The 24,213-nt window shown below is 54.5% G+C and carries 19 protein-coding genes; 11 read left to right on the top strand and 8 right to left on the bottom strand.

All coding sequences use genetic code 11. The annotated features are described in order from the left end of the window. Positions 1–30 precede the first annotated feature (30 nt). Positions 31–900 (bottom strand): class I SAM-dependent methyltransferase, encoded by an 870-nt coding sequence (locus EI42_RS01010; protein ID WP_111317827.1) that lies wholly within the window; start codon positions 898–900, stop codon positions 31–33. 227 nt (positions 901–1,127) lie between these two features. Here EI42_RS01010 and EI42_RS01005 point away from each other — a divergent pair, with 227 nt between their 5' ends. Beyond that, the gene (locus EI42_RS01005) at positions 1,128–2,480 is read left to right on the top strand and encodes a glutamine synthetase family protein (RefSeq protein WP_111317824.1); all 1,353 of its coding nucleotides are present in this window, start codon (positions 1,128–1,130) and stop codon (positions 2,478–2,480) included. Positions 2,481–3,017: 537 nt separating this feature from the next. Beyond that, positions 3,018–4,340: a UDP-N-acetylglucosamine 1-carboxyvinyltransferase gene (murA, locus tag EI42_RS01000; RefSeq protein WP_111317822.1), complete on the top strand. Its 1,323-nt coding sequence runs from the start codon at positions 3,018–3,020 to the stop codon at positions 4,338–4,340. A 91-nt stretch (positions 4,341–4,431) separates the two neighbouring features. Here murA and EI42_RS00995 read toward each other — a convergent pair whose 3' ends face one another. Both EI42_RS00995 and EI42_RS00990 read right to left on the bottom strand, forming a co-directional pair. Then, a complete protein-coding gene (locus EI42_RS00995; protein ID WP_111317819.1) occupies positions 4,432–4,782 on the bottom strand; it encodes a YtxH domain-containing protein in 351 nt (116 codons plus the stop codon). Positions 4,783–4,926: 144 nt separating this feature from the next. Further along, the gene (locus tag EI42_RS00990) at positions 4,927–5,970 is read right to left on the bottom strand and encodes a competence protein CoiA (protein ID WP_111317816.1); all 1,044 of its coding nucleotides are present in this window, start codon (positions 5,968–5,970) and stop codon (positions 4,927–4,929) included. Positions 5,971–6,189: 219 nt separating this feature from the next. Between EI42_RS00990 and EI42_RS00985 the strand changes: the two genes are divergently transcribed. Both EI42_RS00985 and EI42_RS00980 read left to right on the top strand, forming a co-directional pair. Next, positions 6,190–7,317, top strand: coding sequence for an amidohydrolase family protein (locus EI42_RS00985; protein WP_170142264.1), 1,128 nt, complete (start codon positions 6,190–6,192; stop codon positions 7,315–7,317). A gap of 30 nt (positions 7,318–7,347) precedes the next feature. Next, complete coding sequence (locus EI42_RS00980; RefSeq protein WP_111317811.1) at positions 7,348–7,809, top strand: NUDIX domain-containing protein; 462 nt, start codon at positions 7,348–7,350, stop codon at positions 7,807–7,809. 4 nt (positions 7,810–7,813) lie between these two features. On the opposite strand, the gene EI42_RS00975 is transcribed toward EI42_RS00980, so the two are convergent. After that, the gene (locus EI42_RS00975) at positions 7,814–8,698 is read right to left on the bottom strand and encodes a thiamine pyrophosphate-dependent enzyme (protein WP_111317808.1); all 885 of its coding nucleotides are present in this window, start codon (positions 8,696–8,698) and stop codon (positions 7,814–7,816) included. Positions 8,699–8,988: 290 nt separating this feature from the next. On the opposite strand from EI42_RS00975, the gene EI42_RS00970 reads away from it, so the two are divergent. The 7 genes from EI42_RS00970 to EI42_RS00940 all read left to right on the top strand — a co-directional run bounded on the left by EI42_RS00970 (position 8,989) and on the right by EI42_RS00940 (position 17,630). Continuing rightward, on the top strand, positions 8,989–11,085 hold the full coding sequence (locus EI42_RS00970; protein WP_111317806.1) for an alpha-ketoacid dehydrogenase subunit alpha/beta: 2,097 nt from the start codon (positions 8,989–8,991) through the stop codon (positions 11,083–11,085). Positions 11,086–11,255: 170 nt separating this feature from the next. Continuing rightward, positions 11,256–12,170 (top strand): AAA family ATPase, encoded by a 915-nt coding sequence (locus EI42_RS00965; protein WP_111319515.1) that lies wholly within the window; start codon positions 11,256–11,258, stop codon positions 12,168–12,170. Then, positions 12,167–13,531 carry a vWA domain-containing protein gene (locus tag EI42_RS00960; RefSeq protein WP_111317803.1) on the top strand — a complete coding sequence of 455 codons (1,365 nt, stop codon included), beginning with the start codon at positions 12,167–12,169 and terminating at the stop codon, positions 13,529–13,531. The genes EI42_RS00965 and EI42_RS00960 overlap by 4 nt, the downstream gene beginning before the upstream one ends. Before the next feature lie 15 nt (positions 13,532–13,546). Continuing rightward, a complete protein-coding gene (locus EI42_RS00955) occupies positions 13,547–13,864 on the top strand; it encodes an XdhC family protein (RefSeq protein ID WP_111317801.1) in 318 nt (105 codons plus the stop codon). Between the two features lie 8 nt (positions 13,865–13,872). After that, entirely contained in the window at positions 13,873–14,634 is a 762-nt protein-coding gene (locus EI42_RS00950) for an XdhC family protein (RefSeq protein WP_111317798.1), read from the top strand. A 181-nt stretch (positions 14,635–14,815) separates the two neighbouring features. Next, positions 14,816–16,078: an LCP family glycopolymer transferase gene (locus tag EI42_RS00945; protein WP_111317795.1), complete on the top strand. Its 1,263-nt coding sequence runs from the start codon at positions 14,816–14,818 to the stop codon at positions 16,076–16,078. 157 nt (positions 16,079–16,235) lie between these two features. After that, positions 16,236–17,630 carry a protein kinase domain-containing protein gene (locus EI42_RS00940; protein WP_111317792.1) on the top strand — a complete coding sequence of 465 codons (1,395 nt, stop codon included), beginning with the start codon at positions 16,236–16,238 and terminating at the stop codon, positions 17,628–17,630. A gap of 25 nt (positions 17,631–17,655) precedes the next feature. On the opposite strand, the gene EI42_RS00935 is transcribed toward EI42_RS00940, so the two are convergent. From EI42_RS00935 to murJ (EI42_RS00920), 4 genes are all read right to left on the bottom strand, one after another. Then, positions 17,656–17,856 carry a PLD nuclease N-terminal domain-containing protein gene (locus tag EI42_RS00935; RefSeq protein ID WP_111317789.1) on the bottom strand — a complete coding sequence of 67 codons (201 nt, stop codon included), beginning with the start codon at positions 17,854–17,856 and terminating at the stop codon, positions 17,656–17,658. Between the two features lie 106 nt (positions 17,857–17,962). Beyond that, positions 17,963–19,000, bottom strand: a complete 1,038-nt coding sequence (locus EI42_RS00930; RefSeq protein WP_111317786.1) for a homoserine dehydrogenase — start codon at positions 18,998–19,000, stop codon at positions 17,963–17,965. 10 nt (positions 19,001–19,010) lie between these two features. After that, positions 19,011–21,434: a murein biosynthesis integral membrane protein MurJ gene (gene murJ, locus EI42_RS00925; RefSeq protein ID WP_111317783.1), complete on the bottom strand. Its 2,424-nt coding sequence runs from the start codon at positions 21,432–21,434 to the stop codon at positions 19,011–19,013. Positions 21,435–21,736: 302 nt separating this feature from the next. After that, complete coding sequence (gene murJ / locus EI42_RS00920) at positions 21,737–23,659, bottom strand: murein biosynthesis integral membrane protein MurJ (protein ID WP_111317780.1); 1,923 nt, start codon at positions 23,657–23,659, stop codon at positions 21,737–21,739. Positions 23,660–24,213: the final 554 nt, after the last annotated feature.

Here is a 24,213-nt window from a genome sequence, read left to right as displayed (position 1 = left end):
AAGCAAACAGGTGTTTCCCGCGCTTCCCTGCTAGCGCTTCCCCACAAAGTGAAAGCCAACAGCGGGCATTATTCCCTGTGCCGTCTGATAGTGCTCCATCTCCTTGATGAAACGCACAAGCCGCTCTTCCTGTTCGGGGGTGACATTGCACAGCCCGTTCGCGATAGACAGAAAGATCCAGGGGGCGTCTGTGAACAGGAGTTCAGTAAAGTGGCCCTTGAGCCCTGCAAGCAGATCCTCCCCTTTTTGCAACTGATGATATCTGCCACGTGCTTCCCATGCCTGATAGATCTGCTCGATTGCCTGTGCATCGTCGTCAGTCTCCTGGGGGTGCTCGGGCTCGAAATGACCGCTAAGCTGAAGGAGGCGCTGTGTCTGGTAGACCCAGAGGGCGCACTGCTTATCGAAGAAATCGTAGGCATAATCATAACAGATGATGCGCCCCTCATTTTTCAGGAGATGATGAACTTTCTGCATGGTGGGTTCCAGCGCCTCAAGGTGGTGGAGCACCCGGTTAAAGATGATAGCATCGAAGCGCAGTTCTCCCGCGTCCCAGTCCAGAAAATCCTGCTGAAAATAGCGCACTGGCAGCGCGTTTGCTCCCTGAATGGCGAGTGTGCGTTCAGCGATCTCGATGCTGTCGGCGATTTTATCGACTCCGATGACGGTATGACCATCACGAGCCAGTTCCAGTGTCAGAAACCCGGTGCCACAACCGACTTCGAGGATATGCAGCTCGTTACCCTCCGGGAGCCAATCTTTGACAAAATAATATGTTGCTCGGGCGCTCTGGTCCAGAATTGCGGGGCTGCTCCACTGGAACCAGCGACTATGGATATCACGATAGTAGTAAGGGTGCTGTAAATCGGCGACAAAGTCGCGCGGAAGTGTCTCAAACATGGGGAGCCTCCTGATAGAATGCCGTTTTTATCGGCTTTTCAAGCATACCCAGCGAGGTGGCTTCTTTGACCACCTGAGCGCTGTGCAATTGCTGTCTCCATAGTGTAGCGGTTTTTTGAGAATTGCGCTACAGAGCCCCGAGCGCTGTCTTTTTGCCGGGCGCTATACTTGAATAGGACCTTTGGGTATTGTTTCGCTCTTTTTGTCGGTCTGAAAGGGGATTGGTGATGGATGTTCAAGACGTGCTGCGCCTGACGCGGACAGAACATATACGCCTGGTTCGCTTCCTGTACTGTGATAATGGCGGGATTATTCGTGGCAAGGCAACGCATACCAGTAAGCTGCTTGAGCGGATGGTTGCGGGCATCGGGCAATCACTGGCAATGCAGGCATTCAGTGGGATGGAACAACTGGTGCCGGTTGAGGGCATGGGGCCGATTGGCGAGTTTCGCCTGATCCCTGATCCAGAGACGTTCACTCTCCTACCCTATGTTCCGGCAACCGCAAGCATGTTTTGCGATATGGTGCGGCTGGATGGAGTGCCCTGGGAGGCGTGCCCGCGTACCTTTCTGAAACGAATGATTGCTCGTCTGGCCGAACATGGGATACGAGCTGAGGCCGGTGTTGAGCACGAGTTCTATCTGGCGCGGCGCGATATCGGGCAGTTTACCCCGGCGGATCAAAGCCTGTGCTATAGCAGCGCGGGTCTGGATGAACAGGCCGATTATATCAATGCGCTGTTGGAGGCGCTTGAGCAGCAGGGCATCTCGATTGAGCTCTATCATACCGAGCTCGGCCCGGCTCAGCAGGAACTCTCGGTCAGCAATGCGCCCGTATTGCAGGCTGCCGATACGATCTGTCTGGTACGTGAGACGGTGCGTGGTGTGGCGCGGACGTTCAATCTCTATGCCTCGTTTGCGCCGAAGCCGTTTCTGGATCAGGCGGGAAGCGGTGCGCATATTCACTTCAGTCTCTGGGATAAGGGACAGCCGCACAAGAACCTGTTTTTTGATCCCGAAGAGCGGGGAGGCTTCAGTCAGGTAGGGAGGTATTTCGTTGGCGGGCTGCTTGCACACATGCGTGGGTTGATGGCGCTGACCTGTGCCTGTCCGAACTCCTATCAGCGGGTTCAACCTCGCAGTTGGAGCGGGGCCTATAACGTGTATGGCTATGACAATCGCGAGGCTGCGGTGCGGATACCGTCGCTTTTCAAAGGGCGCGAGGTGCTATCGGCCAACATTGAGTTAAAGTGCTCGGATCACAGCGGCAATCCCTATCTGGCGCTTGGGGGGATGATCGCTGCGGGGCTGGATGGTATTCAGAAGCGGCTCGATCCGGGCGCACCTCTGGAGATGGACCCGGCAAACTATAGCAATGAGGAGCGCGAGCTGCTTGGTATACGGCGCCTGCCTACCTCGCTGGATGAGGCGCTCAACGCGCTGGAACAGGATGCGGTATTACGCGAGGCGCTTGGCCCACTGTTGCTGAAATCGTATCTCGCGGTGAAGTGGAGCGAGCAGGCTTATTTTCAAGATAAGACGCCTGAAGAGGAGGCTCTGAGCCACTTTTCTAAGTACTGAGCTCTGATGCCTGCCCTTTTCTAATTACTGGGCGAGTTGTGTATGCGTGCCTGATCGAGAGGAGAAAGGGCATCGGCCCATGATGAGCGGATGCCCTTCGCGTTGCAGCTCTCGGACAGAACTGAAGGTGCACGATGACAGAAAACAGCGTGCACGCCTTGCTTCTGCGCGATCAGAGGGCGCACAGGGCAGGTGGCGTTCCTTCACAGAACGAACTGGCTCTGTGTGTACGCCGAATGCGGTGCGCTGGTGATCGGCCAGAAGGTCACGTTCAATGCTTGAACATTTGAACGCAATAATACTATACCATGTGACGGCGTGCTCGTTCTTTTGGTCTGCTTTTCTTCCTGTTCTGTATCCCCCAAATTGCCTATATCTACGCTCCTCTTCTACCAGATACTTGCGTTAATGGCCGGATTTGTCATATATCGTGAGGTGGAAGTATACCTGTATAATGGCAAGGGAGGATAGCATAACAATTGTTCCTCCCTGCGTACCTGATTTTTCAAAACTCTATTCAAAAAAGGTAAGGTAGCTGTGAAGAGTCCGTATGCATATCGTATCGAGGGCGGATACCCCGTGAAGGGTGAGATAAACTGCCTCGGTGCAAAGAATTTCGCGACGAAAGCAATGGTTGCTGCATTGCTCGGCGAAACCCCCACTGTATTGACAAATGTTCCTCCTATTGGAGATGTTGATATCACAGCAGAGTTGCTCACCTCAATCGGCGCAACCGTTGAGAAGACAGAGAGCCTTGAATTGCGCATTGATCCGACCACGATTAATACATCGACGGTGCCGGTCCCGCATTCAGGTAGTAACCGCATCCCTATCCTGCTGCTTGGGGCCCTGCTGCATCGTTTCCCGGAAGTCTCGGTGCCGGTTGTGGGAGGTTGTAAGATTGGCGCTCGTGCCGTCGATTTCCATCTTGAAGCTATCCGTAAATTTGGCGGTATTGTGGAAGAGGGCGAAGATGGCTACGTTGCGCGGCGTGTGAAGTCGCTCAAGGGAGCATATATCGAACTTCCCTATCCCAGCGTGGGCGCGACGGAAACCTGTCTGTATCTCAGTGTGCTTGCTGAAGGGCGTTCGGTCATTGCCAATGCCGCTGTTGAGCCCGAAATCATGGAACTCATCACCATGCTGCGTGCAATGGGCGCGATTATTTTTACCTCGTCGGGACGCGAGATTCGCATTGAGGGTGTGCCGCGCCTGCATGGGGTGAATATGCGTGTGTTTGGTGATCGAATTGAGGCGGCTTCGTGGGCCTGTCTGGCCTGTGCCTCGGACGGTGATGTGACAATTCACGGAATTCGTCCCGATACGCTTGGCAACTTCCTTTCCTACTATCAGCAGATCGGCGGCGGTGTAGAGCTCAAAGGAGCGGAGAGCATTCGTTTCTTCCGCAATGGAGAGCTACGTCCGGCTGTCATCGAAACCGACGTCTACCCTGGCTTCTCGACCGACTGGCAGCAGCCCTTCGCGGTGCTGCTGACGCAGGCACATGGTATCTCGATTATGCATGAGACGGTGTATGAGAAGCGTTTTGGATATCTGAAGGATCTGGCGGAATTGGGCGCTCATACTCAGTTGACCACGCATTGTCTGGGGGGGACTCCCTGCCGGTTCCGCGACAAGAACTACGAGCACAGCGCGATTATTATGGGGCCGACTCCGTTGACGGCAGCAGATCTCTGTATCCCTGATCTCCGTGCTGGCCTTGCTTATGTGATCGCGGCGGCAATCGCACGAGGTACGACCATGATTACAGGTATCGAGTTCCTTGAGCGTGGTTACGGCGATATTGTGCCGCGCCTGACCTCGCTGAATCTTCAGATAGAGCGTGTGCAGGTCTCATAATTCTTTTTATTCGGCAGCAAAAAAACATGGCACCCGATATCAGGTGCCATGTCTCTTTTTTACGTCTGAAGAATGGGAAGCAGGCAAGGCCCTATTGCTGACTGGGTGTTGCTTTAATGGTCTCTTTGGTTTCCTGTGTCACGTCCCTGCCTGTGCTTTTTACATCCTCGCCGGCTTTCTGTGCGGTGTTCTTCAGGTTGCTGGCTGTCTGTTTCACAGTGGAGCCGGCCTGTTTGGCATAGCTCTTGAGATTATCCGCAGTCTGTGAGACGCGTTCGGTTACACGTTGCTTGTACAGTGCGATCTGTTCATTTTCGGGAAGCTGTCCTCGAAGCTCCTCAAAGCGCTCGCTCAACATCTTGCGCATCTCTTCGCCGCGCATAGGAGCAATGAGCATGCCAACACCGACGCCGACGAGTAGACCTTTGAAGAAGTTATTCATCTCTTTCTATCCTTTCCTCTCCTGGTACAGAGGTATTGGCTGGACTATGTATCTGATCCTTACTATTAGGATAACGCACTGCTCTATCATTGAGTTTCAATCCGGGAATCGTCGGTATCGCTTTTCTTATTGAGAAGGCCTTGTTCAGGGAAGAGAGAGTAACAATTCAAAATACGTGGCGAAAGCGGCGTATGCATTGACAAAGGGAATCTCTCTGACAAGGGCGCGTAGCCGTTCTCGCGTGTAGCCTTTTGCGTCGAGTGAGACCAGCCAGTCACGGGCCCTGTCAATCCGCTCTTGCTCAGCGGGTGTGAGCCTGCCGCGCCCATAGTTATAGCGCTGCAACAGATGGGGGTCCAGCAGGTAGGCCTTCAACAGCGGACGCAGGACATCGGTCAGAACGTCTTGCTCCACCCGGGAACGCAGGTAGGCCAGCAGCAGGCGCGGGTCAAACCTGGCGTGCATCAGTCGAAGCAGACGAGCGCGTTCGTCTATCTCATCCCGGATCGGGTGACGCAGGCTGCCCTCCTGGATCAGGCGAAACTCGTTCAGCGGTGCCGTCAGGGTTGCATGGGCGCCGTCGTAGTTCAGAAGCTGTCTATCCTGGATGAGTTCAGGTGAGACGGGCCAGCGGAGCCAGCTACATGCTGGCGTTACCAGCGGATCGAGAAAGAGCAACTCGTGCGTATGGGAGAAGATTGCCTCAAGGAAGGCTTCGTGTTTGTTGCGGCGATTGTTCCCGATGATCCAGATGTCGATGATTCCAGCCCTGCGATAAGCAATGTGGCGCTTCTGCCAGCGTTCGCGTTCCAGATGAGCACATTGGAACTCGATGGCCCATTGCGTCCCATCGGGATGAGCGACAAAGATATCAGCGATGCGGTTTGGCTCGGGAAGCCGCTGCTCAAGCGTAATCGTAGCAGCAGGATATTGCTGCTGTAGCCAGTGAGCAAGCGTCACTTTTCCCTGCGCATGACGCTCGGATTCGGGTTCGGTGCTCCACGCACATTCGCCTTTTTGATGGGCAAAATGGAGCTGTCGGCGCTTCTCCGCGCCGCCGCGCAGATGAACAAGGGCGTGACAGTTCGGGCAGGTGAGCAGGCGGGCGTGTGACCACTCCCGTAATTGGGTTGGCGATATTTCGCGGGCCGTGAGGCGCTGTCCATCGGGACCACAGGCAACCAGCATCGTCTTTCCCCTTTTTTCAGCGCTGTGTTCTTAGAGCATCTCGCGTTTTTATTCGACGCTCTCCGTCAAAAAACGCGGCCTCTGTACATATATTTTCTCCATTCGGTGTATCAAAGCGGAGATATCCGCCTGAGTACTGTATCATAGAGAGTGAAACTATTGCGACAGAGATTACGTGTATGATAGCCTGCCTGTAGGCGTTGCATGAATGGGGGAACTATGCTTGATCTGACAGATATTCCGGTAATCGATAACCATTGTCATTCAATGCTATTGCACCAGCATCTGGATACCGTTACCTATCGCTCGTATTTCACGGAGGCAACTGCTCCCGTTTTCGCCCAACAACATGTGCAGCACACGGTGTACTATCTCTGGATGGTGCGTCATCTGGCGCGATTTCTGGACTGTGAGAGCACGGAGGAGGCGGTTATTGCCGCGCGTCAGCAGATAAGTAGTGATGAACTGGTCCAGCGCCTGTTGCGGGCGGGTAATATCAAGGGCCTGGTACTCGATGGGGCCTATCCTCCGCCCGAGCAGTGTTACTCGGCGGAACAGCTTGCGGCACTTAGCGGGGTGCGCGTGGTCTCGCTCTTGAGGCTGGAAGTCCTGATGCAGGATCTGTTGCAGACCTGTGCGGATTTTGACGAGTATCTTGAGCGCTATCGCGAGGCAATCAGCAATGTGCGTGAAAAGGGCTATTGCGGCTTTAAGAGTATCGTGGCCTATCGTGCTGGCCTGAACATTGCGGAATGGTCGAAAGAGCAGGCGCGGCTTGCGTTTCAGGTGGCCCGGACGGAGGTGGCACAGCGAGGCAGTATCCAGCTTCGTTCAAAGCCGCTGATTGACTATTTGCTGCATATCGCATTTGCCTCCGCCTGTGAGCAGCGCTTACCGGTTCAGTTTCATACCGGCTATGGGGATAGCGATACCGATATGCTGCTTGGCAATCCCTTACACCTGCGTCCGGTGCTGGAAGCGTATCAGGAGATGTCGGTTGTCTTGCTGCATGAGAGCTACCCTTACAGCCAGTTAGGGGCCTATCTGGCGGCGATTTACCCGCATGTCTATTTCGATCTATCGTATACTATTCCTTTTGTGGAGAAACTGGAAATGCTGGCCTTTACCCGGCAGGCGTTGAGTATTGCGCCAGCAAGCAAGCTGACGTATAGTTCGGATGGTATCTATGTTCCTGAGATGCATTGGGCATCTGCCTTGCGGGGACGTGCGGTCCTTGCACAGGTCTTGCAGGAAATGATCGATGCCGACGAACTGGATGAGCAACAGGCCCATGATCTGGCTGAGTTCGTCTTGTACAAGAACGCGGCTCAGCTCTATGGAGTCTAAACAGAAACAAAAAGCGGGAGGATGAAGTGCATGGAGAGTTCATCTCTTTCAGAAACCCATGCGGCATATTTTCGGATCGGGGTTTCCGCTGTCATCATGCAGGAGAAGCGTGTCCTGCTGGCGTTGCGGCGTGATATTGAGTGGTGGAACTTGCCGGGAGGGGGCATGGAACCCGGTGAGACAGTGGAACAAACGGTACTGCGTGAGGTGCGAGAGGAGACCGGGCTTGAGGTTGCCATTGAGCGGCTGATAGGCGTCTATTCCAAGCCGCAAAAGCGTGAGGTGGTCCTTTCCTTTGCCTGCCGCGTGGTAGGGGGAACGCTCCATGAAACAGAGGAGTCGCGCGAATGCCGTTTTTTTGCGGTCGATGCCTTGCCTGAAAAAACGCTTCCCAAGCATCGCCAGCGCATTGAGGATGCTCTGCTTCAACAGGAGCGGGCCCTGTTGCGCGACCAATTGACGACAACAGCGGAAGATCAAGGGCTGGTGTAGTCCCTCAGGGGAGGCGAGCAGGCTGTTCCTGTAGCGCCTCCTCAAGTGCGCGTTCCACTTCGTGGCGCAGTCTACGATAGAGCTGTTGGGCGCGTTCTTCGTCCCAGAGGCCCAGATGTTGCAACTGGAGCCGACTCTGAACGAGAGGATCACAGTCCGGGGGGCCTTCCAGCGCAAAGATGCCCTGCTTTGTCGGGGCGAAATCGGGCAGGAAGCGGACAACGGAAAATTCCAGAAAGACTGGACCGGCTCCATCACGTGCCTGCTGCAAGGCCTGGCGCATGGTTTCTGCAACCTGTAACACGTTTGTGCCGTCTGCCTCAATATGCTGGACATTGGGGGGAAGGGAGATCACTGTCTGATCTGTACGTTCTTTCTCGCAAACGATTACCAGCGGAAGGCGGTGTTGTGCCGCGAAACGCAGCCCTTCCTGAAAATCGGCCTCTTGATGGGCAGCATGATCGCAGTAGGCCACAGCAGCGACCGTATCCTTGCGCAGTTTGCAGGCGAAAGCGATGCCTGCGGCGTGCAGAATCTGGGTCGCGATCGAGGTTGTGCCGGTGACTGTATTATGTTTATGATAGCCCCAGTGCAACATAGCTCGCGGTTTGCTCCCGTTGTACTGAGGTTGGAGATACGTGCGGAAAACCTCGTAGGGGGTCATGCCGATCGTCAGTACGACGCCGAGGTTGCGGTAATAAGGAAGTGTGAAATCCTTTCCTACCTCGATACAAGCCGCGCTTCCAATTTGAACGGCTTCATGCCCTCGGCAACTTGCCACAAAGTCGATATGGCCCTGTAGGTGCAGGTGCCAGGCCAGCTCATCGACGACTCTCGTCAGGAGCATGCGCGTGTAGAGTTCCTGTAACAATGCTGATGTCGGCGTCATTACTACTGCTTTTCCGTTCTATTACAGCGAAAAATTCTGAACTGTATTAAGATCCTTTTTTAGAAGAAAGGGAGAAAATCGGTATTATACCTGTTTTGGATAGACCGTTAGCAGGCTTTATCATTATAAGCCTTCTTCCATTGTTGTTGCAATGAGTCAGGCGTGAAGTTTGCGGTACCATTGCTTTTCGACGTTTGCAACCTTATAATGAACTTGGAAAAAATAAATCTTTGTGAGGAGAAGTAGAGAATGCCCAGGGCGTCAACGCAGACTATTGGAGGCTTTTGCAAATGACAGTCGATATCAAAGCTACGGGAGCTAATACACTAGCACAGCCGCTAGATGTCATTGCCCTCTATAAAACAATGCTCACTGCGCGACTTATGAACGACCTGCTCAAGGTCCGCAAGACTCAAGGACGCTTTCCTTTCTACATCGGTTGCGCCGGGCATGAAACTATGGCAGCCGTCGTCGCCGCCCTCGATGAAGAGGACTGGCTTGCGCTGTATTATCGCGATCTGGCTGCATGGCTTCAGCGAACTGGCGATATCTATGGCCCTCTGCGTGAAGCGTATTCGCGTGTGACCGGTCCGATGTGTGCCGGACGAAATATGCCAGCACATTATAGCAGCAAGCAGCATCGTATTCTCCCTGGTGTCAGTGAGGTGTCTGGTCTGGCTCCCTTTGCTGGCGGTGTGGCATTCGCTGTCAAACGGCAGAACGAAAACTCCATTGTGATGTGCTCAACCGGGGAGGGCAGTTCAGCTACCAACGATTTCAGTGTTGCGCTTCGGCAGGCTGCCGTTCATCGTTTACCGATGTTGCTTATCGTAGAAGACAATAACTGGGCAATTACCACTCCTTCCTCTGTCCAATGGGCCGGGTCCCTTGTTGAATGGGCGAAAGGCGCTGGCGTGTACGCCGAAGAGGTCGACGGAAACGATATTATCCAGACCTATGAAACGACCGCACGTCTTGTCCAGCAGATTCGCTCTGGCAACGGACCGGCATTGATGCACCTTCATCTCGGACTCCTTGACCCGCACTCCAGCAGCACCGATATTAAGGCCTATCGCTCGAAAGAGGAGATTGCGCTGACCACGGCAACAAAAGATCCCGTCAAGAACTTCGGGCGCTGGCTTGTGGAGAACGGGCATGCCCGAGAAGAAGATCTTGAATGTTTCCGCAAAGAGATCCGTGCTGAACTGGATCGCGCCGAGCAAGAAGTGCTCAAGGAGCAGGAACCGACCGGTGACCGCGTGTTGGAGCACGTTGTCTATGTGCCTGAGTGGCGCGAGAATATTCCTCGTGGCGCAAAACGTCGCATGACAATGCTTGGAGCCATTAATGAGGCGCTCGGTGAACTGGCCGAACGCGATCCCCAGTTCTTTGTGTATGGCCAGGACGTTGGGAGCCCGCGCGGTGGCGTCTTTGGGGCGACCGCTACCCTGGTTTCCAAATATCCCGGACATGCTATTAGCAGTCCCCTCAACGAACAATTGATTGTGGGAATTGCTGCGGGCGCTGGCATGCATGACGGAAAAGCGCGTTGTGCTGAAATTCAGTTTGTCGATTATCATCAGTCAGCAACGCAGACCATCCGGCTCGCGGCTCGTATGTCCTATCAGAGCTTCGGTGATTGGTCTGTGCCCCTGATTATTCGGACAAAATCTGGCAGCGGTGGTGGTGGCCCGATCTCCAGCAGTGGTTCTGGTGGCGGGGCCTATGGTCACTCCAATGCCGGCGAACTCTGGTTTACGCATGTTCCGGGAATGATTACCATTTGTCCCGCGACTCCTTTTGACGCAAAGGGACTGTTGCTGGAAGCTGCCCGCTCGAAATCTCCAGTGGCATTTCTGGAGCGCGGGCGTCTGTATCGCTCGGAGCCGCCAAAGGATGGCGCAGGAAATAGCATTGCGGAAATAGCGGAATACTGGTCTGTACCTGAAGGATATTACACGCTCCCGATCGGTAAAGCGCGACGCCTGCGTATCGGTCAAGGCCCCTCACAGATGGCAATTATTGCCTGGGGAACGATGGTGTTAGAAGCCTGCACCGCCGCCGCAAACGTTGTCAGTCGCGAAGGCGGCTCGATTGAAGTCGTTGACTTGCGCACGTTAGCACCTTTCGACGAAGAAGCTATTGCGGCTGCCGTGAAAGAAGCAAATCGGGTCATTGTTGTGACAGAGGAAGCTGATCTTACCAGTTTTGGTCGTCATATCCATTCCTGGATTGTGCAGAACTGCTTCTACGACCTGGATTGTACCCCGGCATTCATTTCAGCCGTGGCAGCTCCGGCTGCTCCCTATAGTGCGGCGGAAGAGGCTGCCTTCTATCCTGACGCTACTGATATTGAGGCAAAGATAGAGGCATTACTGGCTGAATAGATAGATATCATTCTAAACGACGAGAAACGGGCGCGTCTTTCATGGGCTGTCATGAGGTATGCGCCCGTTTTTGTGTTCTGTCTCTGCTTGCTAACTTTTCTTTGTATAGCTTAGAATAAGATACTCGGTATTTCTGAAAGACGATTGCTAGATTGGAAAGGTCCTTGTTCGTGCAGGAACTCCCTACGTTTGCAACTGTTGAAGATGTACAGCGGGCACTCTATGCCCTGGATTATATTGCTGACCGTCCACTTGCTACGGCTATCTTTCTGGCGTTGAAGCGGCGCAAGCCCCTGTTACTTGAGGGCGAACCGGGAGTAGGAAAGACAGAGGTGGCGAAAGTGCTCGCGGGCATCTTGCAGACCAATTTGATTCGTTTGCAATGCTATGAGGGCATTGATGTCAGCACGGCTGTCTACGAGTGGAACTACACCCGCCAGATGCTCCATATTCGCCTGATGGAGGCCAGTGGTGCGGCTCAGCATCAGGAGGAACTGAAGGAGATTTTCGGCCCCGATTTCTTGATTCAGAGGCCGCTGCTTCAGGCAATTGACCCGGCAAATGCAAAACCTCCTGTGCTCTTGATCGATGAGCTTGATCGCAGTGATGAAGAGTTTGAGGCGTATCTGCTGGAACTGCTCTCTGACTTTCAGATTACGATTCCGGAAATTGGTACGATTCAGGCAAAAGAGCCGCCGTTTGTGATTATCACCTCGAATCGCACCCGTGAGATTCACGATGCGCTACGTCGTCGCTGCCTCTACTACTGGATTGATTATCCAACGATCGAGAAAGAGTTCTCAATTCTGCTGGCGCGTCAGCCACAGGCACCCGAACAGCTCGCGCGGCAGGTGTGTGCCTTTGTGAGCGAGCTACGCAGTATGGATCTCTATAAAGCGCCAGGCGTCGCGGAAACGCTTGACTGGATTAGCTCGCTGCTGGCGCTCGATCAACTGGAACTGGTTGAGGGACCGGTGCGCGATACGCTTGGTGCGTTGCTGAAATATCAGGATGATGTGCTGAAGGTTGGTGGCAGTGATCTGGGGAAGTTGATTCAAAAGATAAAGGGAGCCTTTCGCTCATGACTTCGATCCCGCCTGAACAGCCCGGAGAGAATGGTCACAAAGCGCTGCGTCCGCTGGATATAGAGCGCGGAGAACGGCTGCTGTATCGCCTGACCGAGTTTGGCCGTTTACTCTGGGAATCGGGAATTTCTGTCGGGCCTCAGCAGCTTCTCGATCTGGCTGAGACCCTGAACGAGATTGATATTACCAGCAAGGAAGATTTCTACTATACCCTGAAATGCAGCCTGTTGAACAAGCACGAGCTGGAACCTGTCTTCGAGCAGATGTATCACTACTTCTGGTTTGTGCGTGACAATCCGCGTCGGAAGAAGGAGAAACCGGGTTCACAGGTTCGCAAGCAGGAGCAGGCGTTTCGGCTTCCCCCCTCGGAGCGGAAGCGTCTTGCCGAGCATATGAACGCAAGCGAAGCGCGCCGCGATATGCAACGTGCATCGCAGCCAACTCAGAAGCAGCGTAGCGAGCTGTCTGAGGCGAAGGCAAAAGATGACAATCTGGGGGATCCGCAGGCATATGCCTATAGTGCTATCGAGCGGCTGCGGCAGAAGGATTTTGAGCACTATACCTGGGAAGAAATTCAGGAAGCAAAGCGCCTGATGGCCGATATGCGCTGGAATCTGGGTATGCGCCGCACGCGACGTAAAGCGCCTGCTCGCCGAGGCTCGTATCTGGATATGCGCCGCCTGGTTCGACATAATCTGAAGTACGGCGCGGAGATGGTCGAGCTGACCCGGCGTGAGATCAAGTACAAGCCGCGTCCCCTGGTGATTATCTGCGATATCAGCGGCTCGATGAGCCTCTATTCACGGCTGCTGCTCCACTTCATCCATACAATCTCGAATGGACTCCAGAACGTAGAGGCCTTTGTGTTTGGCACGCGCCTGACCCGGATCACACATCAGCTCAAGCGCCGCGATGTGGATGAGGCTGTGCGCGATGTCTCAAAGAGCGTGCAGGACTGGTCCGGCGGGACGCGCATTGGCGACGCGCTGCACATCTTTAACCAGCGTTGGGCGCGGCGCGTGCTTGGACGGGGCGCTGTGGTTTTGATCATCAGCGATGGGTGGGATCGCGGACAATCGGAGGTGTTGCAGGTTGAGATGGATCGTCTGCAACATAGCTGCCACCGTTTGATCTGGCTGAATCCTCTGCTTGGCGCGCCCGATTATCGCCCGCTGACAATGGGCATGAAAACGGCGCTCAATTTTATCGATGATTTTCTTCCGGCTCACAATCTGGATAGCCTGATTAGCCTGGGGAATATCCTTTCAACCATTGATGATAGTCGTCCTGTGCGCAACGCGTATGCCAGACGCAAAGCCGTGGAAGCCTGGACAAGACGCAAGGTGCCACAGGACTGGTAAAAGGAGGCAAAATCAATGCGTGATGTGCTCCCAGATATTGAGAAGTGGCGCGCGCGTGGCGAACAGGTAGCCGTTGCGACGGTCATCAGCGTGATTGGCTCGGCTCCACGCAAGCCGGGGGCGAAGCTGGCGGTCAGCGAGAAGGGTGAGCTTGCGGGCTCAGTAAGCGGTGGCTGCGTAGAGCCTGCCGTAATCCATGCGGCTGAGGAGGTTATCAAGCATGGGAAGCCGCAATTGCTGGAATTTGGGATCAGCGAGGAAGACAACCTTGCGCAGATCGGCCTATCCTGCGGTGGGACTATTCGTGTGTTTGTTGAACGGCTGGACTGGTAGGAGAACGTATGAGTGGAGTGTATGAAGCGCTTAAGGAGCAACTGGCGCGTGAGCAGGGCGCTGCGCTGGCGACTGTTGTGACGGGACCGGCTCATGTCGGGGCCAAGTGGCTGCTTCTGCCCGGTCAGGAGGCGCATGGCTCACTCGGGGAGCCACGCCTTGAAGCTCTGGTACGCGCCGACGCTGAACAGGCGCTCTGGAATGGTGATGCAAAGGTCTATACGTATACCCTGGAAGACGCGACCTATCAGGTCTTTATTGAAGGGTTCGCACCGCCTCCTACGCTGATCATTGTGGGAGCGGGACATATTGCCATTCCGCTGACCACGTTTGCCAAAACGCTCAATTATCGCGTGATTGTGGTGGATGCGCGGGCCGCCTTCGCCACAAAGGAGCGCTTCCCTCATGCCGATGAGCTGATTGTGGCCTGGCCGGATGAGGTGCTGCCCAAACTTGGCTTGAATCCCTCAACGGCGGTGGCGGTGTTGACGCATGATCCCAAGTTTGACGAGCCAACACTACAGGTAGCATTGAAGCACAATGTGGGCTATGTTGGCGCGATCGGGAGCCGAAAGACCAGCGCGGAGCGTGCTGAACGCCTGAAGCAAGCAGGGTTAAGCGAAGAGCAGGTCGGTCGTATTCATGGCCCGATCGGCCTGAACATCGGGGCCGTCTCTCCTGAAGAAATGGCGCTGGCAATTATGGCCGAAATTGTGGCGACCCGTTACGGAAAGGACGGGAAAGCCATGCTTGATTGGAGCAAGAAATAGCGTGCAACTTCTCGGCTGTTAAAGCGTTAAAGTGAGTAGGGCTGAAAAAACTATCTGCCCTGCTCTTTCATTTTGTTCTGGGTGGGAGAAACTGGCAGGTAGGTTGTAAGAAGAATGCGAACATATTATGCTTGTCTTATAATTATTCATTTTCTTCAAAACGGTAGGAAAGAGATACTCTATGTCGGATAAATACCAGTATGGTTCTGATGATCCAACAGTAAGGTCATTTTCACAAGAGCATCACCAGAATCAGGGGAAGCTGGTACTTGGTGGCGGTGCTCAGGGAGCACAGAAGCGCCAGCCGTACCAGTATCCGCCTCAGGCACCCGGGCACGATTATGCCCCTCCTGTGCAGCAATCGCATGTGCGCCAATCTCCCGGCGGACCTGTCTATACTCCTCCTGCCAGCGCACAGCGTCCAGGCCCGTCACCGAGGAATCAGCCTCCAAAGAAGGGACGCATTCGGCGTATCGGTTGTCTGTCCCTGCTGGTCATACTGGCTGTTCTTATCATTGCCAGCCTTTTTGTGGTCCCTCGGGTGCTGGCCTTTGGCTCTGCGATCTCCACGAAAGCCCCGCTGACCACCGAGACCGGATTTATGTCGACTGGCGACCGGGTCAACCTGCTCGTCATGGGCTATGGTGGCGGCGATCATGATGGCGCGAACCTGATGGACTCGCTGGTAACAATCAGCATGATTCCCTCAACACAACACACGTCGCTGGTCTCGGTACCGCGCGACCTGTGGGTACAGGTGCCGCCGCAGTCCGGGCAATATGGCAAGATTAACACTGTCTATCAGGTTGGCTCAAATAATGGCAGAGATCGCGTTGCGGGCGCAAATATGGCCGCGCAGAAGATCTCTGAGATCACCGGACTGGATGTAAAATACTGGATGATGGTTGACTTCAACGGCTTCCGCAAGCTGATCGATGCGGTCGGCGGCGTGGATATCAATGTGCCGGAAGGCTTTACCGCGAACTATCCCAAGAACGATGATCCAAATATTGACGCCAGTTGGATCAAGGTGACGTTTAAGAAGGGGTATCAGCACATGAACGGCGAAACGGCGATTCGCTATTCGCGTGCTCGCTACGTGCTGGATAATCCGGCTGAGGGAACCGACTTCGCTCGTTCGGTACGCCAGCAGACGGTGATTAAAGCCACGCTTGCGAAGTTAAAGTCCGCGTCGACATGGCCGAACTTCTATGGGGCAATGGATGCGCTGGAAAAGTCCGTTTATACGAACATGTCGCTGACTGATCTTGGTCTGTTTACCATGAAGATGGATATGAACGACCCCAAAACCGCGCGTATCGGCCTGAGCACGCAAAATGTGCTTGCGGAAGGCACTGCCGATGACGGGGCCTATATCCTGACTGCACGCGAGAACAATTGGGACCTGGTGAAACAATACGTGCAGGATCAACTATACAAGTAAAGCGAAGAAGACGGAGTGGGAGCGATAGCGCGGCGCGTTATTGCTCCTGTTTTATTATGGTGCCCCTCCCATCACAGATGTATTGTCTAAAGAGCCACTGGACAACCGTTATACAATAGAGATGCTGATTATTTTCTGATGCAGGGAGAGAGCAGGCATGGTATCGCGCGATAACCGAACGGTCGGGGGCGTCTATCGTCTCGGGCAGCTTGTGCAGAAGAATGGCGTCTATGCTTTCTATACGGCCTATAACCGCAACAATAATGATGTGGTTGGTCTGTGGATCGTTGATTTCCCTCCCCAGATGCAGCCACAAGCGGTCCAATCCCTTCTTCAACCTCTTGCCAGCCGGCGTGCTCTGGAATCGCCCCATGTGCTGCGAGTATACGACTGGGGAATTGAGGGGAATCGTATCTACATTGCCACAGATCCGCCTCGTGGCATGACCTTACGCTATGTGATGGATAATGAGAACGTGGGGATCGAGCGCTCACTGAGCCTGGCGCAACAGATGGTTATGGGGATTAAGGCCTTGCACGAGCGGGGCTTTGTCGGGCTTGATTTGCGTCCCCGATTGGTGACTGTTGATTCGATGGAAGTAGAAACGATTGGCATTGAAGATCGTGTCCAGCTCGATGATATTGGCTTGCGGGGCCTGCTGAAAGCGCTTGGATATGGGGAACCAACGAGCGTCGAAGATCTGGGGGCTTTCGATACACGATATGCCTCGCCAGAGCAGATTGCAGGCCAGCCGATCACCGTTGCCAGCGACCTGTATCAGGCCGGGCTGGTGCTCTTTGAGCTGATTGCTGGCCGCCTGCCCTTCGTTGGACAGAATATGGCGGAAACGGGTATTCTGCAAACGACCGGGAGTATTCCCCGACTCAGACAGTACGTCCATAACGCGCCAGCGATGCTTCAGGATGTGCTGAATTATATGCTGGCAAAAGATCCGGCACGGCGTTTCAGCAATGCCACTGCACTCTTGAACGCGCTGCAAAATGTGAAGGCGCAAATTCAAGTAAACCCGGTTGAGATTCAGAACACGATCCTGGAACCGAAACAGATCGGCGGCTTTACGCGTGAAATGAAGACGTTCGATTCCAGGGTGCTGCCAAACGAAGAGGCGCTTAAGAACCTCGGTCAGCCATCTGGTGCGATGTCGGTGGTTTCTGCTTCAGAAGTCTATGCCAACCTGCGTTATGAGCGAGATGGCAAGGTGTTGCTGCGGCTCCCCATACGGCAAAAGAATGTGATTGTTGGGCGGCGTGATCCCAAGCGTGGCTTTACTCCCGATATTGACCTGACGCGACTCGATCCACAGATGACGGTTTCACGCCAGCATGCCCGCATTCGCTTCGAGGAGACCTTTTTCTATATCGAAGACCTCAAGAGTCGCAATAAGACTCGGCTTGGAGAACTGACGCTTGCCCCACTGAAGGCAGAGCTGGTGCAGCATGGAGACTGGATCTGTTTTGGAAGCGTCCGGCTGCGCTTTGAGATCCCGGGAATGTCTGCCCTGAAGCCGGAGAAGCGGGAAGAGGAGCAGTAAAGGCCCCCCTTCGCATGTGAACGCCTTAGCGCCCTACCGCTTTGATGCGCTCAGGACGACGAATGACATAATAGAGAATGGCTCCAATTAGAGGAACCCAGAGAATAAAGAGCATCCAGGCAATTTTGTCGTTTCCTTCAGACGGCTCTTTCGTCACGCAGTCGATCAGGACGAAGATCCAGAAAAGAAACGCCAGAAGTGCGATACCATTAGGCAGGTAGACCATGTAAGCTCCTTTCAACTGGCGCTTATGCATTCAAAAGAGAAAAACCCAGGATAAAAGGGTTCTATCCTGGGTTTACGTATATGCATGCTTCGGGTTGCAGTAGTACCTATTTGGCCTGGTGTCTGCTTACCGCTATCAGATCCGCAAGCAATCCCTGGCCGGTCTCGCATCGACCCGCGCCGGGACCGATGATCGTGACTGCCGAGAGCGTATCGCTATGCAGCGTGATCGCGTTCATGGTTCCCTCAACGTGGGCCAGAGGATCACTCAGCGGCAGCGCGACTGGTGCGATGCTCGCCTTCAGGTGATCACCTTCTCTGTTGAGGGCCGCGATCAGCTTGATACGCTGATTGGCTTGCTGCGCCTGAAGCACGTGCGTGCGGGTGACACCGGTGATGCCAGTCCGCGCGACCTGTGCGGGCTGAAGTGGCTGCCCGAAGACCGTGGCGGCCAGAATCAGCACTTTTGCCATGACATCATAGCCCTCAACATCAGCGGTCGGATCGGCTTCGGCATAGCCTTTTGCCTGAGCTTCGGTCAGCACCTCAGCGTAGTCCCGACCGGCTTCCATCGCGCTCAGAATGTAGTTTGTTGTGCCATTGAGGATACCACGCATGGTCTGAATACGGCTCCCGCTCATGCCCTCACGAGCGGTGCTGATAACGGGAGTGCCAGCCATCACGGTCGCCTCAAAGCGGAGCTGCACGCCGTGCTGTTGTGCCAGTGTCAGCAGTTCATAGGCTGCGAGAGCCATTGGTCCCTTGTTAGCTGTGACGACATGCGCCTTTTTGCTGAGGGCCGCACGAATGTAGCTGAGACCGGGTTCAGCGTCGCGCAGGTTTGTCAGGGTCGCTTCAGCCATGACATCATAGTCTGCTGCCTGAATGCCCTCAAGGACGGTTCCCCAGTGCTGAACGTCTGGGTGCTCGGTCAGCGGTTTGCGCTCTTTTGCCAGGGTCAGCACTGTGGCGATGTTCAGTCCGTCTTCCCGATAGATAAAGCCGTGGCGGGCGTTGGCAACCCCTACCAGGCGGATATCAAGGGCGTGCTGATCTTGTAATACTGCCCGCTGGGTCAGGAGCAGTTCAGCCAGACCCTGACCGACGGTGCCGAAGCCAACAATAATAAGCCGTACCTGTTTCATACTGCCTTCCTTAAATCCAGGATAGTCTGAGGCGATCGAGTACCTTCTTCAACGGTCCCAGTTCCTGGATACCGAGAAGGCGTGCCATACGGACATAGACAATCAGTCCCAGGAAGATCATCACGCCGAGCTTGATTGCGGCCATGATCGTTCCGGGCAGGCCAAGCGCCGGGGTTGCCATTGTATCCATCCAGCGCAAGAACGGGACCTTGCCAACTATCGTCAGCAGGAAGTTGATAATGAACTGGAGGAAGAAGAGTGCAACGCCCATGACTGCCGACGCGATCAGCGTGCGCAGAATGAAGCTACCAATCTCTTTGAGTGGCAGCGCGCCGAGACGCTGATGTAGCAGCCAGAAGAGCACGAATGCCTCCAGCAGGGCGGCGATCGAGGTTGCGGAGGCAATCGCGGCCATACCCCACGAGGTGCCACCGATAACCGCGACAGTCATCAGTACGATACTGAGCGCGATCTTAAAGATAAACTGTAGAATACTGATGATGACCGGTGTCTTGCTGTCGCGCATCGCATAGAACGCACGTGTCAGGATCTCAATTGCCGCATGTCCCGCCAGACCAAAGGCAAAGAAGGTCAGTGGAACGGCTGTTGCCTGTGCCATCGAGAGCGAATAGCGCCCATGTTGCAGCAGGACCTGAATCACCGGCAGACCGAGGACCATCAAGCCAATTCCAGAGGGGATCGAGAGGAACAGAGTGCTCCGCAACGTCTCGGAAATGGTATTGCGAACCCGGTCAAGGCGGCCTTTGGCAACGTTTTCGGCCAGCGTCGGGAAGGCGGCGGTTGAGACGGCTACACCGAAAATACCAAGCGGAAGAAGAACGAGCTGCCACGCCTGATAGTTCTGCGTAATCAGACCTTCGGCTCCATCTTTTGCATCGCCCATCAGCATCTGGATCAAACCGCGGTCGACGAAGATCGATGAGTAGAGCATGATGGAGTTTGCCATGCGTGGAAGCATCTGACGAACGATCTGGACGACTCCGGGATGTCGCCAGCTAAAGGCCGTCAACGAATACTGCATGCCCACTTTTTTCAGGCCATAGACCTGCACACCAACCTGTAGCAGCGCTCCCAGGACCACGCCCCAGCTTGCCCAGTGAATGGCGACAAGGTCATTGGCATCGCTCCGATGGCCGGAGAAGGAGATAATGAGGCCCGGGAGTAGGCCCGCGATCAGGCCAACGTTGTAGAGCACGGTGCCAATGGCTGGAATACGGAAGTCCTGCTTTGCGTTCAGTACCGCAGTCACAATTACGCCAGAGCCCAGGATGATCGCCTGAAGCAGCATGATGCGGGTCAGGTCGGTGATGAGCGCAAGCTGCTTTGCATCTTTGATGCCCGGGTTGTAGAGCGGCACCAACACGGGCGCGAAGAGAATCGCCAGGCCTGCCAGGACCATCATCACGACGGTTACCAGATTAAGCGCGGTACTGGCGATATGCCAGGCTGTCTTCTCGTCTTTGTCTCCGATCATGTACTTGGTAAAGACCGGGATAAAGGCCGAGCTCAGCGCACCGCCTGAGACAATGTTAAAGATAAGGTCAGGTACCAGGAATGCCTGTACATATGCATCTGAAACGTTGCTGGTGGCAAAGACGGCACCAAACATAGAGGTACGGATAATACCCAGGGCGCGGCTTGCCACGAAGGCGAACGTAAGGAGCATTGTGGCCCGACGCACATTGACACGCTGGATCATTCCCGTGTCTTGCGAGGGGACCCGTGCAGCTTTCAGCTTCTCTGAAATGCGCTCAACCTGCTCCCCGATGACACCTCGAAATCCACGTGCGGTGGATTCCATCGAGGGCGGTTGCTGTGCGGGCTGCATTCCCGGAGGCGGCGCGACCTGTGGCGGCATCCCGGTAACGCCGGGAGCGTTTGGCCTGAGTGTGGGGGGCAAACCACTGGGTGACTTCTTTTGCCACCAGGGCGCTATTGTTGTGACGTCGCCTTGCATGCGGCGTTGCTGCCGACGCATGCGCTCCTCGCGCAGTTGTTGCAGGCGCTCCTGACGCAATTGCGCGATGGGCTGTGATGGTTGCGGCGTCTCAAAGAACTGAAACTCAGTTGTGGCCTGTCCATACCCGAGCGTTGAGCCCATATCATACACCGTATCCTGAAAAATATCAGGTGTCGGTTCCTGTGGCTTGCGCTGAACGGGCGGCATCTGCCGGGGATAGCCAGGCTGTTGTGGATAGCCAGGTTGACTGGGCATTGGAGGTGGATATGAAGGCTGCTGTGGGGGGTATCCCTGTGGCAGCGGTGTGGGCTGAGGCGAATACGGCGGAGAAGGCGGTGCCGCGTTTGGTGCCGCATTACTCTGATCATATTGCCAGCCGTAAAAACCTCCCTGTTGTCCCGGAAGCCCTTGTCCTGGCCTCGATGGTTGCTGTCCTTGATTTCCCACGTTCATTCAAACTGTACTCTTTATTTATAAGATTTCATGACAAATCAATGTATAACGGGTGTTTTTTGCCGCCTTTGATATATTCTTGCCTGTCAAGCATACCACACTCATGCATTTCTTTCTACCCTGATAAGAGAGGATACTTATGAAACCTGCTTCCCGCATCGTTTCGGGCCCGAGAGGGGCTGTCACTCCCGCCTCCGGGCCGGCAGAAGGGCGGTGTACCTCTTCTGTCGCTTACCAGAAGGTACTAGTACGCTTCGGAGGGGAAACGGTCTACTGAAAGAAACGTTGGCATCGGTTGTCTCTCAAATCCATGCCAGTTTCAGCTTGATAAGCAATCGGTTCACCGGTTGGAGCTGTCCGCCACCGAGCAGATGCAGGAAACGGGCCGAGCGCAGATAGACAAACGTCCCTGCTCCGGCAATAATGGCAAGTTTGAGTATGACGAACAGCATGCCCACCAGGGACAGAGTGCTGTTTCCTGCATGATTCGTTGTAGGGATAAACGTATCAAGCAGCCACTTCGTCACGCCAATCGTCAGGGCCAGGGCCAGAGTGGCTAGAAGTACTCGGGCGACAAAGCCCGTGAATACACGCATCTGAAAGCCGCGAAGCTGGATATGCAGCACCCAGAGCAAGGCACATGCTTCAATCAGCCCGGCAATGGAGGTTGCCAGCGCCAGCGCACCCATGCCCCATGCCCCCTCAAGCGGCAGTTTCTCCACCGAGGGCAACTCTGACGTGATGATCCCCGTCTGCACAAACCAGACGAACGGATAGATCAGCAGAATGCTCAGGCAGATCTTGAGGATGAACTGACAGGCACTGATAAAGACGGCAATCTTGTTCATACGGAGCGCGTAAAAGGGGCGGACCAGCACTTCGACCAGTGCCATTCCAGGGATGCCCAGCGTAAAGCAGAACAGCGGAATAGACATGATATATGCCTGATCGAGCGTCATGCGCCCGTGTTCGTAGAGCAGTTGCACGATGGGCAGGCTGAGAAAGGCCATCCCTACCGCAACCGGTATGGTGATAAAGATCACGCTTTCCAGCGCTTCCATGACTAACGCTTTTAAGCGTGTCAGGTTGCGTTGCGCGGCATATTCGGCCATGCGTGGAAAGGAAGCAACGGCCAGCGGCGCTACCAGGCTCAAGGGGATCGTTGTAATTGCCAGCGCCTGCTGTGACATGCTGATCACTCCACTGACCGTGGTCGCTGCAAGGAAGGTCAGAAAGAAGAGGTCAACCCAGGTTGCCAGTTGCAACATGAGCGTGTTCACAAAGCGTGGGATCATCTGGCGGCCAATCTGACGAATGCCGGGGTGCTTCCAGTCAAAGCTCAAGCGATAGTGCATGCCCACTTTATGCAGCCCGGGAAGCTGTACGAGCACCATCAGCAGAGCGCCCAGAACGACCCCCCAGGTCGCACAGAGCACCGCCAGATAGTCATTGCGATGATGCGTGACGTTGAGCAGAAAACCGGGCAGAAGGCCGATAATGATCCCGAGCGGGTAGAGCACATTTCCGAGCGCCGGAAGCAAAAATTGTTCGTGGGCCTGCAAAATAGAGGTGATAATGACGCCCGTACCCATAATGACCGATTGCAGAAACATAATCCGCATCAATGTCACTGTCAGCTGCAATTGCTCATTTGAGAGCGGGAGCGACCAGAGGCGCAGTAAGGGCTCGGCAAAAAGAATACCAAGCAGGGCCAGCAGGATCAGGGCGGCGGTCGCGACGTTGATCGCGGTGTTGGCAATGTGCCAGGCCGTTTTGTGCTTGTTCTGGCCCCAGTAGAGCTTGAAAACGGGGATAAAGGCTGAACTCAGTGCTCCACCTGCAATGATATTAAAGACCAGATCGGGAAGTTTAAAGGCCAGATTAAAGGCGTCAGAATACAGATTGACACCAATAATACCCAGAAAAAGGGAGGAACGGAGCAGGCCCAGACAGCGGCTGGCAATCAGTGTGACCGTGAGAATAATCGTTGCGCGTCCGATGCTGCCCGCTTTGGAGACAGATGCCTCTTGAGTCTGAGCCTGTTGGCGACGCTCCCGTGCTGCGGCAAGCTTCCTGCGGCGTTCTTCTCTCCATTCTTCAGGAATTTTGATCGGCTGTGTGTAGTGGAAGCTGCCATATTCCAGCCCCTGCCCATATCCCAGTGTGCCTTCATCTTCTACCGGAAGTTGCGCGTTTTCTGTGCGTCTCTTCTTGTTTTTCTTCATACACTATAGCCCTTCTGGCACTAAAAAGAGAGTAGAGAAATAACTTCATAGAGAGTTTTTTAAGTCAGTCGATCGGGCAGGGAGCACCATGCGGCTCCCTGCTTGCGTTTAGTCGAGATGCACTCACTGTATGATACGTTGAAATTCTTCGTTTTGTTGCTCTGCACCAGCCCCTTCGTTTCCGGGAGAAAAGGGGGGGGAGATACCCATGCAGGTCACTTCCTCCTGTTTCTCACATGTATTCTGGTCGGAATCAGCGTAAAAATCAGGTGGATAAACTGTTTCCTCTCCTCCTGATGAGGGAGGTTCGCTTCTCTGTTTTCAGACTACACAGAGCAACAAAAAAAGAATGTGCTCAAAGTCGTGAAACAAAAATGCAAAAACCTCTCTCTTATTAACTGTACCCACAGAATGGGAAAAATTCGAGTAGAAACCCGGTAAAAAGCCGGATTGCAGTCCTTCTGACCCAGAAAGAGTTCTACTGAGAAGTAGCCGTCCGCTTGCCTGTAACACCGATCGGCTGTGCAGGGCCAGGGATAGCAAAAGAAGATACT

The sequence above is a fragment of the Thermosporothrix hazakensis genome, from assembly GCF_003253565.1.
Taxonomy (GTDB): Bacteria; Chloroflexota; Ktedonobacteria; order Ktedonobacterales; family Ktedonobacteraceae; genus Thermosporothrix; species Thermosporothrix hazakensis.
The sequence above is the reverse complement of the archived record's forward strand: the minus strand, read 5'-3'. Positions and strand labels throughout refer to the sequence as shown.

Excerpts from the sequence above, each read along its gene's own strand:
- EI42_RS00995 (WP_111317819.1), bottom strand. The coding sequence starts at position 4,782 with ATGAATAACTTCTTCAAAGGTCTACTCGTCGGCGTCGGTGTTGGCATG.
- EI42_RS00980 (WP_111317811.1), top strand. The coding sequence starts at position 7,348 with ATGGAGAGTTCATCTCTTTCAGAAACCCATGCGGCATATTTTCGGATC.
- EI42_RS00955 (WP_111317801.1), top strand. The coding sequence starts at position 13,547 with ATGCGTGATGTGCTCCCAGATATTGAGAAGTGGCGCGCGCGTGGCGAA.
- murJ (WP_111317783.1), bottom strand. The coding sequence starts at position 21,434 with ATGAACGTGGGAAATCAAGGACAGCAACCATCGAGGCCAGGACAAGGG.
- EI42_RS00975 (WP_111317808.1), bottom strand. The coding sequence starts at position 8,698 with ATGACGCCGACATCAGCATTGTTACAGGAACTCTACACGCGCATGCTC.
- EI42_RS00960 (WP_111317803.1), top strand. The coding sequence starts at position 12,167 with ATGACTTCGATCCCGCCTGAACAGCCCGGAGAGAATGGTCACAAAGCG.
- EI42_RS00940 (WP_111317792.1), top strand. The coding sequence starts at position 16,236 with ATGGTATCGCGCGATAACCGAACGGTCGGGGGCGTCTATCGTCTCGGG.
- EI42_RS01010 (WP_111317827.1), bottom strand. The coding sequence starts at position 900 with ATGTTTGAGACACTTCCGCGCGACTTTGTCGCCGATTTACAGCACCCT.
- EI42_RS00935 (WP_111317789.1), bottom strand. The coding sequence starts at position 17,856 with ATGGTCTACCTGCCTAATGGTATCGCACTTCTGGCGTTTCTTTTCTGG.
- EI42_RS00930 (WP_111317786.1), bottom strand. The coding sequence starts at position 19,000 with ATGAAACAGGTACGGCTTATTATTGTTGGCTTCGGCACCGTCGGTCAG.
- EI42_RS00945 (WP_111317795.1), top strand. The coding sequence starts at position 14,816 with ATGTCGGATAAATACCAGTATGGTTCTGATGATCCAACAGTAAGGTCA.
- EI42_RS00985 (WP_170142264.1), top strand. The coding sequence starts at position 6,190 with ATGCTTGATCTGACAGATATTCCGGTAATCGATAACCATTGTCATTCA.
- EI42_RS00970 (WP_111317806.1), top strand. The coding sequence starts at position 8,989 with ATGACAGTCGATATCAAAGCTACGGGAGCTAATACACTAGCACAGCCG.
- EI42_RS01005 (WP_111317824.1), top strand. The coding sequence starts at position 1,128 with ATGGATGTTCAAGACGTGCTGCGCCTGACGCGGACAGAACATATACGC.
- EI42_RS00950 (WP_111317798.1), top strand. The coding sequence starts at position 13,873 with ATGAGTGGAGTGTATGAAGCGCTTAAGGAGCAACTGGCGCGTGAGCAG.
- EI42_RS00990 (WP_111317816.1), bottom strand. The coding sequence starts at position 5,970 with ATGCTGGTTGCCTGTGGTCCCGATGGACAGCGCCTCACGGCCCGCGAA.
- murJ (WP_111317780.1), bottom strand. The coding sequence starts at position 23,659 with ATGAAGAAAAACAAGAAGAGACGCACAGAAAACGCGCAACTTCCGGTA.